At 66.7% G+C, this 14,394-nt stretch carries 11 protein-coding genes; 8 read left to right on the top strand and 3 right to left on the bottom strand.

Annotation, left to right across the window (positions count from 1 at the left end; all coding sequences use genetic code 11):
- Positions 1-207 precede the first annotated feature (207 nt).
- The 3 genes from BMW90_RS04585 to BMW90_RS04575 all read left to right on the top strand — a co-directional run bounded on the left by BMW90_RS04585 (position 208) and on the right by BMW90_RS04575 (position 3,526).
- Positions 208-1,239 carry an amino acid ABC transporter substrate-binding protein gene (locus tag BMW90_RS04585; protein WP_048530769.1) on the top strand — a complete coding sequence of 344 codons (1,032 nt, stop codon included), beginning with the start codon at positions 208-210 and terminating at the stop codon, positions 1,237-1,239.
- 69 nt (positions 1,240-1,308) lie between these two features.
- The gene (locus tag BMW90_RS04580; protein ID WP_083415950.1) at positions 1,309-2,445 is read left to right on the top strand and encodes an ABC transporter permease subunit; all 1,137 of its coding nucleotides are present in this window, start codon (positions 1,309-1,311) and stop codon (positions 2,443-2,445) included.
- Between the two features lies 1 nt (position 2,446).
- Positions 2,447-3,526 (top strand): amino acid ABC transporter permease, encoded by a 1,080-nt coding sequence (locus BMW90_RS04575; protein ID WP_074835227.1) that lies wholly within the window; start codon positions 2,447-2,449, stop codon positions 3,524-3,526.
- A 134-nt stretch (positions 3,527-3,660) separates the two neighbouring features.
- On the opposite strand, the gene BMW90_RS04570 is transcribed toward BMW90_RS04575, so the two are convergent.
- Positions 3,661-4,296 (bottom strand): VOC family protein, encoded by a 636-nt coding sequence (locus BMW90_RS04570; protein ID WP_074835225.1) that lies wholly within the window; start codon positions 4,294-4,296, stop codon positions 3,661-3,663.
- A gap of 2 nt (positions 4,297-4,298) precedes the next feature.
- A complete protein-coding gene (metC, locus tag BMW90_RS04565) occupies positions 4,299-5,483 on the bottom strand; it encodes a cystathionine beta-lyase (RefSeq protein WP_074835224.1) in 1,185 nt (394 codons plus the stop codon).
- Between the two features lie 102 nt (positions 5,484-5,585).
- Here metC and BMW90_RS04560 point away from each other — a divergent pair, with 102 nt between their 5' ends.
- On the top strand, positions 5,586-7,892 hold the full coding sequence (locus BMW90_RS04560; protein ID WP_074835444.1) for a molybdopterin-dependent oxidoreductase: 2,307 nt from the start codon (positions 5,586-5,588) through the stop codon (positions 7,890-7,892).
- 33 nt (positions 7,893-7,925) lie between these two features.
- Positions 7,926-8,696, top strand: coding sequence for an IclR family transcriptional regulator (locus BMW90_RS04555; RefSeq protein ID WP_048530781.1), 771 nt, complete (start codon positions 7,926-7,928; stop codon positions 8,694-8,696).
- A 157-nt stretch (positions 8,697-8,853) separates the two neighbouring features.
- Here BMW90_RS04555 and BMW90_RS04550 read toward each other — a convergent pair whose 3' ends face one another.
- Entirely contained in the window at positions 8,854-9,258 is a 405-nt protein-coding gene (locus tag BMW90_RS04550) for a rhodanese-like domain-containing protein (RefSeq protein WP_048530783.1), read from the bottom strand.
- Between the two features lie 125 nt (positions 9,259-9,383).
- Between BMW90_RS04550 and BMW90_RS04545 the strand changes: the two genes are divergently transcribed.
- Genes BMW90_RS04545 through BMW90_RS04535 form a run of 3 tightly spaced genes read left to right on the top strand, consistent with a single transcriptional unit; the run spans position 9,384 to position 14,392 of the window.
- On the top strand, positions 9,384-10,658 hold the full coding sequence (locus tag BMW90_RS04545; RefSeq protein ID WP_048530785.1) for an NAD(P)/FAD-dependent oxidoreductase: 1,275 nt from the start codon (positions 9,384-9,386) through the stop codon (positions 10,656-10,658).
- A 3-nt stretch (positions 10,659-10,661) separates the two neighbouring features.
- The gene (locus tag BMW90_RS04540) at positions 10,662-12,749 is read left to right on the top strand and encodes a hydantoinase/oxoprolinase family protein (protein ID WP_074835223.1); all 2,088 of its coding nucleotides are present in this window, start codon (positions 10,662-10,664) and stop codon (positions 12,747-12,749) included.
- Positions 12,746-14,392: a hydantoinase B/oxoprolinase family protein gene (locus BMW90_RS04535; protein ID WP_074835221.1), complete on the top strand. Its 1,647-nt coding sequence runs from the start codon at positions 12,746-12,748 to the stop codon at positions 14,390-14,392. Before BMW90_RS04540 ends, BMW90_RS04535 begins: the two co-directional genes overlap by 4 nt.
- Positions 14,393-14,394: the final 2 nt, after the last annotated feature.

The following is a 14,394-nucleotide window of genomic DNA, read 5'->3' as shown; positions in this document are numbered from 1 at the left end:
GATCCGGCTCTGCCCCTGCATTGCGCAACCGCTTCACCACACGCCCAAATTTTACCCGCTCCCCGGCACGGCAGGGCGCCGCGGCCGGGCCGTTGCCCGCCGGTGGCGCCCGGCCGGGAAGGAAAACTGTTGACTCAAAGGAAATTCGGTAACATTCTGTATGACAGCACATGCGTGCCGAAATATGGAACAATGGGGAAGTCAATCATGAGCAAGTTTCTGGCGGCTGGGGCCATCGTGGCGGCAAGTCTCGCGGCACCGCAGATGGCGGCCGCGCAAAGCGAGACGGTGAAACAGATCGAAGAGCGCGGCACCTTGCTGTGCTCGGGTCACAACGGCAGCTATTTCGGCTTTGTCGAGGTCAACGACAACAACGAATGGAAGGGGCTCGACATCGACCTCTGCCGCGCGCTGACCACCGCCATCCTTGGCGATCCGACCAAGAACCAGATCGTGCCTCTGAGCTGGGCGCAGCGCTTTCCGGCGCTGCAATCCGGCGATGTCGACGTCATCATCAAGGCCACAGGCTGGACCATGGGCCGCGACACCGAGCAGGGGCTGCAATTCAGCCTGCCGTATTTCTTTGGCGGTGCCCAGCTCATGGCGCATGGCGACCTGGGGGTGACCGAGGCCTCTGGTCTGGCCGGCGGCACGATCTGCGTCGAGGCCGGCACCACCATCGAGCGGCTGGTGGCCAACTACCTCAACACCGAGAACATCGAACACAACATGGTCAGCTATGAAAGCGCCGCAGAGCTGCGCTCGGCCTACCTGGCCAATCGTTGCGATGCCTTCGCCGCCTGGGGGCCGTTCCTCGCCGTGCTGCGCGCCACCGAGATCGACAACCCGGATGCGCATGTGATCCTCGACGATCAGCTCTCGGCCGAACCGATCGCGGCCGCGATGCGCCAGGGCGACGAGAACTTCGTCGATGTGGTCAACTGGATGCTGGCCGCGCTGCTGATCGCCGAGGAAGAGGGCGTCACCTCCGAAAACGTCGAAGAGATGGCCGCAACCCCGCCCAACCCGCGGGTCGCCCGCCTTCTGGGCGCCGAACCGGGCATTGGCGAACGTCTGGGCATGCGAGACAGCTGGGCGCGGGAAATGATCGCCGCGGTCGGCAATTTCGGCGAGATCTACGACCGCAATCTCGGCAAGGACAGCCCCTACAAGCTGGAGCGGGGGCTGAACAACCTGTGGAGCCATGGCGGTGTTCTCTACGCCCCGATCCTCGACTAGACATCACGACACACCCAGGCGCCGCCCCGGTCGGGGCGGCGCCGCAGAGCGCATTTTCCGGGGGACGACATGACAGCGGCAGAGCAACTTCGGGCAAGGGCCAGATACCGCAGGCTGGGGATGCAGGCGGCGCTGGTCGTCGTCACGCTTCTGGCGGTCTGGGGCGCGGTTTCGAACGCGCAATACAACCTGACCCGGTTGAACATGACCAGCGGCTTCGGCTTTCTCGAGCGGGGCACCGGCTGGAACTATTCTTTTTCGCTGGTCGAACGCTCGATCAACGACAGCTATGCCTACACCCTGTTCATCGGCTTGCTGAACACGCTTTTCGTGGGGTTCATCTGCATCGTCACCACCACGATCTTCGGCTTTCTGATCGGCACGATGCGCGATGTCCGCCACCCGGCGCTGCGCTTTGCCGCAAGCGTCTATGTGCAGATCTTCCGCAATATCCCGCTGATCCTGCAAGCGATCTTCCTGTACGCCATCCTGATCCACATGGGCGGTCCGCGACAGGCGGTGAGCCTGGGGGATGTGGCCTTTCTGTCGGGGCGCGGCGCGATGCTGCCCGGGCTCAACGTCAGTCCGACGGTGGCGGTGGCGCTGCTCCTGGCCTCGCTGGCCCTTGGCGTGGCGCTGATCCTGGCGCGGCCGGTTTTCTGGCGCGGGCTGGCGCTTTGGGCCGGCGGCAGCCTGGGGCTGGCACTGGCGGTGGCGCTGGTGCTGCGGCCCGAGGGCGAAAGCCTCTTGTCGTTGCCGGAGCTTCAGGGGCTGCGGTTCACCGGCGGCATCTCTGTGCCGATCGAGCTCTTTGCGCTGATCGCCGCGATCACGCTCTATGGCAGCGCCTATGTGGCCGAGATCGTGCGCGGCGGTCTGGCGCAGGTGCCGCGCGGGCTGGTCGAGGCGGGGCAGGCGCTGGGGCTGAGCCGGGCGGCGATCTGGTCGCGGATCAAGGTGCCGATGGCGCTGCGCAGCATCATCCCGCCGCTGGGCAACCAGTGGATCTTCATGATGAAGGCCACCACCATCGGCATCGCCATCGGCTTTTCCGACCTGTTCTACATCACCGTCAATGCGATCAGCCAGTCGGGCCAGACGCTCGAGCTGATCGCGATGCTGATGCTCACCTTCCTCGCCATCAACTATTCCATCGCGCTGTTCACCAACTGGCTGAACGCCCGCCTGCAATTGAAGGAGCACTGAGATGGCCGTTGCCGAAATCATCCCGCCCAGCCGTTTCGAGACCTCGCGCCGGCTGTTTCTCAAGCGCGGTTTCGGCTCGCCCGGCTCGCTGGCGATCTCGGTGATCGTCTTTGTCGTGCTGGGCTGGATCGCCTGGAGCTTTCTTGACTGGGCGGTGCTGCGCGCGGTCTGGCGCCAGGAGAACGTCGAAGCCTGCGGCCAGGGCGGCGCCTGCTGGGCGGTGATCGACGCGCGCCACCGGCTGATCCTGTTCGGCACCTATCCCTTCGGGGAACACTGGCGCTCGGCGCTGGCGGCGCTGGCGATCATCGCCACGGTGGTGCTGTCCTGCCTGCCGGCGATGTGGCAGGCGCGGCGGCTGGCGGCGCTCTGGGTACTGGGATTCGCGAGCTACTACCTGTTGATGGAGGGCAGCCTGCTGGGCTTGCCGCAGGTGACCACTGATGGCTGGGGCGGGCTGTCGCTGACGCTCTTTCTGTTTGCCGCGGTGGTGCTGCTCGGCATGCCGATGGGGCTCGGGCTGGCGCTGATGCGCCGGTCGGAGATGCCGGTGGTGCGTTGGTTTGCCATGGGGCTGATCGACACCATCCGGTCGCTGCCGCTGGTGACCACGCTGTTCACCGCCGCCGTGGTGGTGCCTCTGTTCCTGCCGTCCTGGCTCGAGGGCGACAAGATCTGGCGGGTGATCATCGCCTTCGCGCTGTTCTTTGCCTGCTATCAGGCCGAGGTGTTTCGCGGCGGGTTCCAGGCGATCCCCAAAGGCCAGGTCGAGGCCGGCAAGGCGCTGGGTCTGGGCTATTGGAGCATCCTCGGGCGGATCGTGTTGCCGCAGGTCTTTCGCCATGCCTTGCCCTCGACGATCAACATGGTGGTCGTGACCTTCAAGGAAACCGCGATCGTGACGATCATCGGCTTCTTCGACATCCTGGCCTCGGGCAAGACGGCCTTTGGCACCGCGGAGTGGGCGCCCTATTACATCGAGGTCTATCTCTTCGTGGCGGCGATCTATTGGGTGTTCATCTTTTCGCTCGGTCAATATGGCGAGTATCTGAAGCGGCGGATGACCTTGTCCGAGCGGTGATGCGGGGAGGGGCGCGACGTCTGCGCCCCGCCCGGGCACCTGGTTTCCGAATTGAGCCGGCGCGGCATGCGCAAAGAGAAAGCCCGAAACCGTCCTGCGACGGCTTCGGGCTCTTCTCTGCGCGGCACCTGTCGTCAGTCGAGCACCACGGTCCCCTGCGGTGTTTCGAGCGCAAAGGACAGCGCCGCCTCGCCCTGGCGCACCTCGGCCAGATGATCCACCCGCAAGGCCTTCAGCATATCCGTCAGAGCCTCGGGATCGGGATGCGACAGCCGCACCGTTTTCAGCCGAACGCCAAGGTCCTGCTGGCCGGCGCTGGGATGCGGACCGGGCGACCATTCGATGAAGGCCGGCAGCAGCCCGCCCATCGGCAGGCTGCCATCCGCTGGCACCGTCAGTCGCCAGGACCGCTCGCCGCGGGCAAAGGGCACCACTTCGCCCAGATCGACCGGGCTGGCGGCGATCACCGCGTCGAGATCGTCGGTCCCCACCACCCAGCAAAGCGCGCGGGGCCGCGCGGCGAGCCGCGCCCGGGTGGCGGGATCGTCGAGCGTGAACCAGCGGGTGCGGCCGGGATCGGGCGCCTCGGGGTCGATGGCGATCAGTTCGAGAAAGCTCTCGTTGCCGGATTGCATGACGCAGTTGTGGGTGCTCATCGCGTCGTGTTTGCCGCCGCGCGGCACGGTGACGCCCAGCGTCTCTTGCAGCACCGCGACGCCCTCGTCGAGGCTCTGTGTGCCGATGGCGAAATGGTCGATCTTGTTGTGCATGTTCACTCCGATGCGGGGTTCAGAAGCGGGAGGGCGGCGGCGAGATCGGCCTTCAGGCTCGCGGTCTCTTCCAGCCCGATGTTGAAACGGACAAGCTGGCCATCCTCGGCCCATGTCCCGGCGCTGCGTTGCGGGGTGACCGGCAGCACGAGGCTCTCGTAACCGCCCCAGCTGACGCCGATGCCGAAGTGATGCAGCGCATCGACGAAGGCGGCGATCTGCGCATCGGAGCAGGGGTGGAAGACCACCGCAAAAAGCCCCGCAGCGCCGGTGAAATCGCGTTTCCAGTGCTCGTGTCCGGGGCAGTCGGGAAAGGCCGGATGCAGCACCCGTTTTACCTGTGGCTGCGCGGCCAGCCAGGCCGCCATCTCGCGCCCGGCGGCGTCGAAATGCGCCATCCGCAGTTTCAGCGTGCGCAGGCCGCGCAGCGCCAGGAACACCTCCTGACCGCCGGTCTTGTCGCCCACCTCCATCACCGTCTTGCGGATGTCCCGTGCATGGGCGGTGGTGCTGGCGATCATGCCCATCATGCAATCGGAATGGCCGCTGAGGTATTTCGACAGCGAGGCCACCACCACATCGACGCCGAGGCGCAGCGCCCGGCAATTGACCGGCGTGGCCCAGGTGCCGTCCAGCACCGAGGGCACGCCAGCCGCCCGCGCGGCGCCGGCGATGGCGGGGATGTCGGGCACCTCGAAGGTGCCCGAGCCCGGCGCCTCGAACATCACCGCGCAGGTGGTGTCGCGGATCAGCCCGGCAATGCTGGCGCCGATCATCGGATCGAAATACTCGGTTTCGACCCCCATGCGCGCCAGCACCCCGTCACAGAAGGCACGGGTGTTGCCATAGACATGGTCGGCCACCAGCAGATGCGCGCCGGGGCGGACAAAGGTCATCAAGGTCAGGCTGATCGCGGCGACCCCGGAGGAGGTGAGCGTCACGCCCGCCGCCTGTTCGAGCTCTGCCAGCGCCTGTTCCAGCTCGAAGACCGCAGTATTGCCATAACGTCCGTAATACAGCGTGCCACTGTCATAGCGGGCGTCCCGGGCGGCCTCGAAAGCGGCCAGACTGTCGAATACCATTGTGGATCCGAGCTCGATCGGCAAATTGACGTGGCGGCCCTCGACGCGCGCGGGGCGGCCGGTCTGAACCAGGGCATCGGCAAGGGGGGCAGGGGGATGCGGCATGTTGGTCTCGCGCTGATGTGTCGAATTAGAAGATGACAGTCCGCGCTGGGTGTGTCAATATATGGCATAATCGTTTTGTATATCGGCACACAGGTGAAGGTCATGAGCGAACGACAGACAAAGCTGACGGCAAGCCATTGGGGTGTCGGGCTGGCGACGATCGAGGGCGGACGCGTTGTATCGGTGGCGGGCCACCCGGCGGATCCCGCAGCCTCGGAGATCAACGCCAATATCCCCGGCAGCCTGCATGGCAGGGCGCGGGTGCGCCGCCCGGCGGTGCGCAAGAGCTGGCTGGCGGGCAGGCCCGGCGCGGTGCCGCGTGGCCAGGACAGCTTTGTCGAGGTCAGCTGGGAACGGGCGCTCGACCTGATCGCCGCCGAGCTCACCCGCGTGCGCGCGGCCCATGGCAACCGCGGTATCTTTGCCGGCTCTTACGGCTGGTCGAGCGCCGGGCGGTTCCATCACGCGCAGAGCCAGCTCAAGCGGTTCCTCAACACCATCGGCGGCTTTGTCCGCTCCGAGGGCAATTACAGCTACAATGCCGCGCTTGGTCTGATGCCGCATATCGTCGGCCCCTATCGCAGCCATGTGGCCCAGGCGACGCGCTGGCCGGTGATCGCGAAACACGCCGATCTGGTGGTGATGTTCGGCGGCATGGCGCTGCGCAACACCCAGGTCAGCGATGGCGGGGTCTCGCGTCACCGAATGGCGGGCAACCTCGCGGCCTGCGTCGAAAACGGTGTCTCCTTCGTCAACATCAGCCCGCTGCGAAGCGATGCCGCCGAAGTGCTGCGGGCCGAATGGATGCCGGCGCGGCCCGGCTCCGACACCGCTCTGATGCTGGGGCTGGCGCATACCTTGCTGCGCGAGGGGCTGCACGACCCGGCTTTTCTGGCGCGTTACACCGTCGGCTTCGACCGGATCGAGGCCTATCTGACCGGCGCCGCGGATGGCGTGGCCAAGGATGCGGACTGGGCCGAGGCGCAGACCGGCGTCGCGGCCGAGCGCATCCGCGCGCTGGCCCGGCGGATGGCGGCGGGGCGCACCATGATCTCGGTCGCGGCCGGTGTGCAGCGCACGGATTACGGCGAACAGCCGATGTGGATGGCGGTGACGCTGGCGGCGATGCTGGGGCAGATCGGCCTGCCCGGCGGCGGCTATACCGTGGGTTACGGGGTCAACGCCAATATCGGCAATATCGAGCGCCCGTTCCGCTGGGGCACGATCTCTCAGGGGGTGAACCCGGTCACCGATTTCATTCCGGTCGCAATGATCAGCGAGATGCTGCTCAACCCCGGCGGCAGCTATCGTTATCAGGGCGAAACGCGCACCTTTCCCGAGGCGCGGCTGGTCTGGTGGGCCGGGGGAAATCCGTTCCACCACCATCAGGATCTGAACCGGCTGCATCGCGCCTTCCAGACGCCCGATACGGTGATCGTCAACGAGGTCAACTGGACCGCCACGGCGCGCCATGCCGATATCGTGCTGCCGGTGGCCGCCGCGCAGGAGCGGACCGATTTCGGCGCCGGCAAATCCGACAATGCGCTGGTGCCGATGCCGCGGCTGGTGGCGCCCGTGGGCGAGGCGCGGGTGGAATATGACATCTACGCCGATCTCGCCGCGCGGCTGGGCGTGGCCGAGGATTTCACCGAAGGCAAGACCGCCGACGGCTGGCTGCACGAGATCTGGGAACTGACCCGCAGCCGGGGGCGGGAGAAGGGCTTTGACCTGCCGGACTGGGAGAGCTTTCTCGCCGGTGACGTGATCGCGCTGGACGACCCGAGCCCCGATCAGGTCTTTCTCGCCGGGTATCGCGCCGACCTCGAGGCGCATCCGTTGCCGACGCCCAGCGGCCGCATCGAGATATTTTCCGAGACCATCGCCGGCTTTGACCTGCCCGACTGCAAGGGCCATCCCGCGTGGTTCCCGCCGCGCGATCTGGCCGCGGGGCAGGGCGCGGCGTACCCGCTGGCGTTGCTCTCGGGCCAGCCCAAGACCCGGCTGCACAGCCAGCTCGACAATGGCGCCTACAGCCTCAGCCACAAGGTGGCGGGGCGCGAGCCGGTGCTGATCCATCCCGAGGATGCGCAGGCGCGCGGCATCGCCGAGGGGGCGGTGGTCGAACTCTACAATGCGCGCGGGCGCTGTCTGGCGGGGGCACGGGTCACCGACGAGGTGCACCCCGGCTGCGTCTTTCTCTGGACCGGTGCCTGGTGGGATCCGGATTTTGCCGCCCCCCAGGCCCGCGACCGCCACGGCAACCCCAACGTGCTGACCCATGACCTGCGCACCTCGTCGCTGACCCAGAGCCCGGCGGCGCATTCCGCGCGGGTCGAGGTTCGCCGGTTCGAGGGCACGCCGCCGCCGGTCGAGGCGCATGATCCGCCGGCTTTCGACGCGGCACCATAACTGATAACAAGACAAAAACAGGATCCGACAGACATGAACATGGACGCCCCGAAAGAGCCCAAGGTGGATTCGACGCTGTCAAAGGGCCTGTCGATCCTCGAAAACCTCGTCGCCTCGCAAGAGGGCAAGGGTGTCACCGATCTGTCCAAGGAGCTGGGGCTGACCAAGTCCAACACCTTTCGCCTGCTGCAAACGCTGGTGACGCTGGGCTATGTGCAGCACCTGCCCGACAAGACCTATTCCGCCACGCTCAAGACCTGGCGGGTCGGGCGGGCCTCGGTCGAGAATCTGAACCTGCGGGAGCTGGCGGCGCCCGAACTGTCCTTCCTGTCGCAGGAAACCGGCGAGACGGTCTATCTGGCGGTGCGCGAGGGGCTCTCGGTGGTCTATATCGACAAGGTCGACAGTCAGAAACCGATCCGCTCGTGGAACGCCATCGGCGGCACCGCGCCGCTGCATTGCGTCGGCACCGGCAAGGCCATTCTGGCGGCCGATTACGACAAGCTGCGCGATCAGATCGGCCCCGCGCTGACGCGGCACACCGACCGGACGCTGACCGATCCGGGCGCGCTCGAGGCCGATCTCGGGCGCACGCTCAAGCGCGGCTTTGCCTATGACACCGGCGAGTTTCGCGACCGCATCCTGAGCTTTGGCGCCGCCATCACCCTGCCGGGCGGCGAGCCGGTCGGCGCGCTGGGCATCTCGCTGCCCGACATCAACATGCCGGAGGGCGGCGAAGAACGTTTCGGCGCGCTGGTGGCGCATGCGGCCCGCTCGGTCTCGGCCAAGCTGGGCAGCCGTTAGCAGCGGGCGGCGCCCGGGCGTCACGACGCGGGCTTGCGCGCGGAGGAGACGCGCCCCGGACGGGATCCGGGGCCTCTGGCCGGTTAAGGGCGAGGTCCCGGAGCAGGTCCGGGACGGGTGTTGAGATGCGCGTGCGTCCGGACTGTGCGCGTCCGTCTCAGGATTTCGGTTCGGGGAATTCCACCGGGCCGCCCTGTTTCTCCCAGGTCGAGAAGCCGTCTTTCAGGTGCGCGGCCTCGAACCCCATGTCCTGAAGCGTGGCCGTGGTCAGCGCCGAACGCCAGCCCGAGGCGCAGTGGAAGACGAATTTCTTGTCCTCCTGCGCAAAGATGTCCTTGAAATAGGGGCTGTCCGGGTCGACCCAGAATTCGATCATCCCGCGCGGCGCGTGAAAGCTGCCCGGGATATAGCCGCTGCGCTGGCGCTCGCGCACGTCGCGGATATCAACCACCACGACATTCGGATCGTCCAGCATGGCGATCAGGTCGCCGGTTTCAATCTCTTCGATACGGGCGCGGGCATCGGCCACCATCTGGGCCGAAGAGGTCTTGAGCTGTGCCATGGTCTTTCCTTCGTTCTGAATTGTGCTGATATATAGAACTGATATTTCGTATATTGACACACTGGCGGCACCCATGCAAGCCTTTGCGCAGAGAGGACAGCCCCTCGCAGAAGGAGATTCGATACATGACCGCACAGGACGCAATATCGCTCTGGGACGCCTCTGCGCAGGAGCCCGACTATCGTGCGCCGCTGGATGGCGACGTCTCGGTGGATGTGGCCATCGTCGGCGGCGGCTTTACCGGTCTGTCGACCGCGCTGCACTGCGCCGAAAAGGGACTTTCGGCGCATGTGATCGAGGCCGAGCAGATCGGCTATGGCGGCTCGGGCCGCAATGTCGGGCTGGTCAATGCCGCGCTCTGGCTGCCGCCCCGCAAGGTGCGTGAGCAGCTGGGCGACACCTATGGCCCGCGCTTCATCAAGCGCTTCGGCAAGGGGCCGGAATATGTCTTTTCGCTGATCGAGAAACACCAGATTCGCTGCGAGGTGACCCGCACCGGCACCATTCACGCCGCCCATGGCCCCAGCGGTTTTGCCGATCTTCAGGACCGGCACAAGGAATGGCAGCGGCTGGGCGAACCGGTCGATCTTCTGGGCCGTGACGAGGTATCCCGGTTGATCGGCACCGATCATTTCCACGGCGGTCTGGTCGATCACCGCTGCGGCACCATCAACCCGATGGGTTATTGCCGGGGGCTGGCGCGCGCCGCGCTGGGCGCCGGGGCCAAGATCAGCACCGGCCTGCGCGCCACCCGGCTGCACCGCGACGGCGACCTGTGGAAGGTCGAGACCACGAAGGGCGTGATCACCGCCAAGGCGGTGGTGCTGGGCACCAATGCCTATTCCGACGATCTCTGGCCCGGGCTCAAACGCATCTACACGATCATCAACTATTTCCAGCTGGCGACCCGGCCGCTGGGGCCGGAGGCCAGCTACATCCTGCCCGGCCGGCAGGGCGTCTGGGACACCGGGCAGATCATGTTCAACGTGCGCCGCGACGCCTATGACCGGCTGTTGATCGGCTCCATGGGCAAGGTCATGGGGCACAAGGATCGTGGGCTGTCGCATCGCTGGGCCAGAAAGCAGATTGCCCGGCTCTTCCCCAAGCTCGGCCCGGTCGAATTCGAGGAGGCCTGGCACGGCCAGATCGCCATGACCCCCGACCATTTGCCACGGATTCACGAGCTTGCACCCAACCTCTTTACCCCGATAGGCTACAACGGGCGCGGCATCACCACCGGCACCATGTTCGGCGAAACCATGGCCGGGCTGCTGACCGGCATGGACCGTGCCGATCTGCCGCTGCCGATGACCGAGATGTCCACGGTGCCGGCGGCGCCCCTGATGTCGCGGCTCTATCAATCCGCCTTTACCGCCAACCAGCTACTCAAGGCCATCTGACCCATGACCAATCCCATGATCCGCGTCGGCGTCGACATCGGCGGCACCTTCACCGACGTCGCGCTCGCCCATCCCGAAGGTCTGTCGACCTGCAAGGTGCTGACCAATTACTCCCAGCCGGAACAGGCCATCCTCGACGGCATCTCGATTGCCGCCGACAAGGCCGGCATCGCCCTCGGCCGGATCGGCCAGGTGATTCACGGCACCACGCTGGTCACCAATGCGCTGATCGAACGGCGCGGTGCGCGGCTGGCCTTCATCACCACCGAGGGCTTTCGCGACGTCATCGAGATGCGCTCGGAAAACCGCTTCGAGCAATACGACCTGAACCTCTCGCTGCCCAAGCCGCTGGTGCCGCGCGAGGATCGCTTTACCCTGAGCGAACGCATGGGCCCCGAAGGCGAGGTGCTGCTGCCGCTGGCCGCCGCCGAGGTCGATGCGATGGTGCAGCGGGTGCTGGAGGGCGGCTACGAGGCGGTGGCCATCGGGCTGATGCACGCCTATGCCAATGACGCCCACGAACGCCAGATCGCCGAGGCGCTGCGCGCCGCCGCGCCGGAGCTGTCGATCTCGCTCTCCTCGGTGATCTCGCCGCAGATGCGCGAGCTGCCGCGGTTCAACACGGTGATCGCCAATGCCTATGTACAGCCGCAGGTCGCCGATTACCTCGGCCGGCTGGTGCACCGGCTGGGCGAGGCCGGGGTCACGGCGCCGGTCTTCATGCTGCATTCCGGCGGCGGGCTGATCTCGGTCGAGGTGGCGGCGGAACAGCCGGTCCGGCTGCTCGAATCCGGCCCGGCGGGCGGCGCGATCTTTGCCGCCGATTTCGCCCGCGGCCATAAGCTCGACTCGGTACTCTCCTTCGACATGGGCGGCACCACCGCCAAGATCTGCCTGATCGAGGACGGCGCGCCGAAGACCGCCAATACCTTCGAGGTGGCGCGCACCTATCGGTTCAAGAAAGGCTCCGGCATGACGGTTTCGACCCCGGTCGTCGAGATGGTCGAGATCGGGGCGGGGGGCGGCTCGATCGCCTCGATCGACGCGCTCGGCCGCATCCAGGTGGGGCCGCGCTCGGCTGGCTCCGAGCCGGGACCGGCCTGTTACGGCAAAGGTGGCCAGGAGCCGACAGTGACCGATGCCAATCTGCTGCTCGGCCGGCTCGACCCCGAGAATTTCGCCGGCGGCGCGATCCCGCTGTCGGTGGCGGCCTCGGAGACCTCCGTGGCCACCCGGCTGGCCGAAAACCTCGGGATGAGCGCCTCTGACGCGGCCTTCGGCGTGACCGAGATGGTCGACGAGAACATGGCCAATGCCGCCCGCGTCCACACCGTGGAAAACGGCCGCGACATCGAGCATTTCACCATGATCGGCTTTGGCGGCGGCGCGCCGCTGCATGCCTGCCGGCTGGCCGAGAAGCTGGGGATTGCCGAACTGATCATCCCGCCGGGGGCCGGGGTCGGCTCGGCCATCGGGTTCCTCAAGGCACCGTTCAGCTACGAGGCGACGCGGGGGCTGTTCCAGCGGCTCGATGCTTTCGACGCCGCCGGCGTCAATGCCGCGCTGGCCGAGCTGGAAGAGGAGGCGACGGCCTTTGTCGCCGCCGGGGCCGAGGCGGCGGAAACCACGACCCGGCTCACCGCCTTCATGCGCTATGCGGGGCAGGGCTGGGAGATCCCCGTGGTGCTGCCCTACAAAACATTTGCCGACGGTGACAAGGACGAGATCCTCACCGCCTTCGAGACTGCCTATCGCACGCTCTTCGGCCGGGTGATCGAGGGTCTGGGCATCGAGATCACCAATTGGTCGCTGGTGGTGGCCTCGGTGTTGCCGGAAACCCCGCCGGTGGCGCGCCATGCGTGCGGCGCCGGGGTCACCGCCCGGCGCAAGCGCCAGTTCTACGATGCCGCCCTGCGCCAGACTGTCGAGGCGCGCGAGGTCGACCGCGCCGAGATGGCTGCCGGCTGCGCCGTCGACGGCCCGGCGATCATCGTCGAGAACGAAACCACAACCATCGTCACCTCGGGCTATCGCTGCGTCGGCCAGGGCGACGGCAGCCTGCGCCTGATCCGCAAGGGAGATATCGCATGACCCCGACAGCCATTGACTATCAGATCATGTGGAACCGCCTGATCGCGGTGGTGGAGGAACAGGCGACAACGCTGATCCGCACCGCGTTCTCGACCTCGGTGCGAGAAGCCGGCGATCTTTCGGCCGGGCTGTTCGACCGGCAGGGCCGGATGATGGCGCAGGCGGTGACCGGCACGCCGGGGCATGTGAATGCCATGGCCGAAAGCGTCACCCATTTCGTGCGCGAGATCGGGCCGCAGAACATCTTCGAAGGCGATGTCTTCATCACCAATGATCCCTGGATGGGCACCGGCCACCTGCATGATATCACCGTCGTCTCGCCCTCGTTCCGCGACGGTCGACACATCGGCTTTTTCGCCTGCACCGCGCATGTGGTCGACATCGGCGGGCGCGGCTTTGGCCCGGACGGCAACGAGGTCTATGAAGAGGGCCTGCTGATCCCGATCATGAAATTCGCCGAACGCGGCACAGTGGCGCGCGAGCTGATCCGCCTGGTGCGCGCCAATGTGCGCGAGCCCGATCAGGTGGTGGGCGACATGTATTCGCTGGCGGCCTGCAACGAGGCCGGCGATCGGCGGTTGCAGGCGATGATGGGCGAGTTCGGCATTGCCGATCTCGACGGCCTGTCCGACTTCATCATCGACGCCAGCCGCAAGGCCACCCGCGAGGCCATCGCCCAGGTGCCTGACGGGCAATTCAGCCACCAGATGCAGGTTGACGGCTATGACGCGCCGGTGCGGATGCAGGTGCAGCTCGACATCGACGGCGACAGCCTGAAGGCCGATTTCGCCGGCACTTCGGGAATGAGCCGCTTCGGGGTGAACTGTCCCGAGGTCTATACCCGCGCCTATGCCTGTTATGGTCTGAAATGCGCCATCGCTCCGCAGGTGCCCAACAACACCGGTTCGCTGGAGCCCTTCGAGATCACCGCGCCGGAAGGTTGCATCCTCGCCGCCAAACGGCCGGCGCCGGTCTCGGTGCGCCACGTTCTGGGCCATCTGGTGCCCGATGTGGTGCTGGGCGCGTTGCATCAGGCGCTGCCGAACACCGTGCCGGCCGAGGGGGCCAGCGCGCTCTGGAACATCCAGATTTCCGCCCGGCCCAGCGATCCCGACAGCGGGCTGCCGGGGCGCGAGGTGCTGATGTTCAACTCGGGCGGCACCGGCGCGCGCCCCGCGCTCGACGGGCTGTCGGCCACGGCCTTCCCGTCCGGCGTCTCGACGATGAGCGTCGAGGCGACGGAACATGTCGGCCCGATCACCGTCTGGCGCAAGGATCTGCGCGAAGGCTCCGGCGGCGCCGGGGCGCAGCGCGGCGGGCTGGGCCAGATCATCGAGATCGAGGCGCGCGCGGGCTATGATTTCTATTTCAACGCCATGTTCGACCGGGTCGACAATCCGGCGCAGGGGCGCGACGGTGGCGGCGCGGGTGCGCCGGGCCGGGTGGAACTGGCCGATGGCACGCAGCTGCGCAGCAAGGGCCGGCAGCTGGTCAGGAACGGCCAGCGCCTGCGGCTCAGCCTGCCGGGCGGCGGCGGCTATGGCGCGCCCGAGGATCGCGACCCGAGCCGGGTGGCAGACGACCTGCGCGCCGGGCTGATCGCGCCGGAGCAGGCCGAACAGGACTATGGATACAAAGGATAAGA

The organism is Marinovum algicola, from assembly GCF_900109145.1.
Classification (GTDB): domain Bacteria; phylum Pseudomonadota; class Alphaproteobacteria; order Rhodobacterales; family Rhodobacteraceae; genus Marinovum; species Marinovum algicola.
Note: the sequence above shows the minus strand (reverse complement) of the source record. Positions and strands in the feature narration are given on the sequence as shown.

Coding starts and splice junctions, on each gene's coding strand:
- BMW90_RS04585 (WP_048530769.1), top strand. CDS start 208: ATGAGCAAGTTTCTGGCGGCTGGGGCCATCGTGGCGGCAAGTCTCGCG.
- BMW90_RS04580 (WP_083415950.1), top strand. CDS start 1,309: ATGACAGCGGCAGAGCAACTTCGGGCAAGGGCCAGATACCGCAGGCTG.
- BMW90_RS04575 (WP_074835227.1), top strand. CDS start 2,447: ATGGCCGTTGCCGAAATCATCCCGCCCAGCCGTTTCGAGACCTCGCGC.
- BMW90_RS04570 (WP_074835225.1), bottom strand. CDS start 4,296: ATGCACAACAAGATCGACCATTTCGCCATCGGCACACAGAGCCTCGAC.
- metC (WP_074835224.1), bottom strand. CDS start 5,483: ATGCCGCATCCCCCTGCCCCCCTTGCCGATGCCCTGGTTCAGACCGGC.
- BMW90_RS04560 (WP_074835444.1), top strand. CDS start 5,586: ATGAGCGAACGACAGACAAAGCTGACGGCAAGCCATTGGGGTGTCGGG.
- BMW90_RS04555 (WP_048530781.1), top strand. CDS start 7,926: ATGAACATGGACGCCCCGAAAGAGCCCAAGGTGGATTCGACGCTGTCA.
- BMW90_RS04550 (WP_048530783.1), bottom strand. CDS start 9,258: ATGGCACAGCTCAAGACCTCTTCGGCCCAGATGGTGGCCGATGCCCGC.
- BMW90_RS04545 (WP_048530785.1), top strand. CDS start 9,384: ATGACCGCACAGGACGCAATATCGCTCTGGGACGCCTCTGCGCAGGAG.
- BMW90_RS04540 (WP_074835223.1), top strand. CDS start 10,662: ATGACCAATCCCATGATCCGCGTCGGCGTCGACATCGGCGGCACCTTC.
- BMW90_RS04535 (WP_074835221.1), top strand. CDS start 12,746: ATGACCCCGACAGCCATTGACTATCAGATCATGTGGAACCGCCTGATC.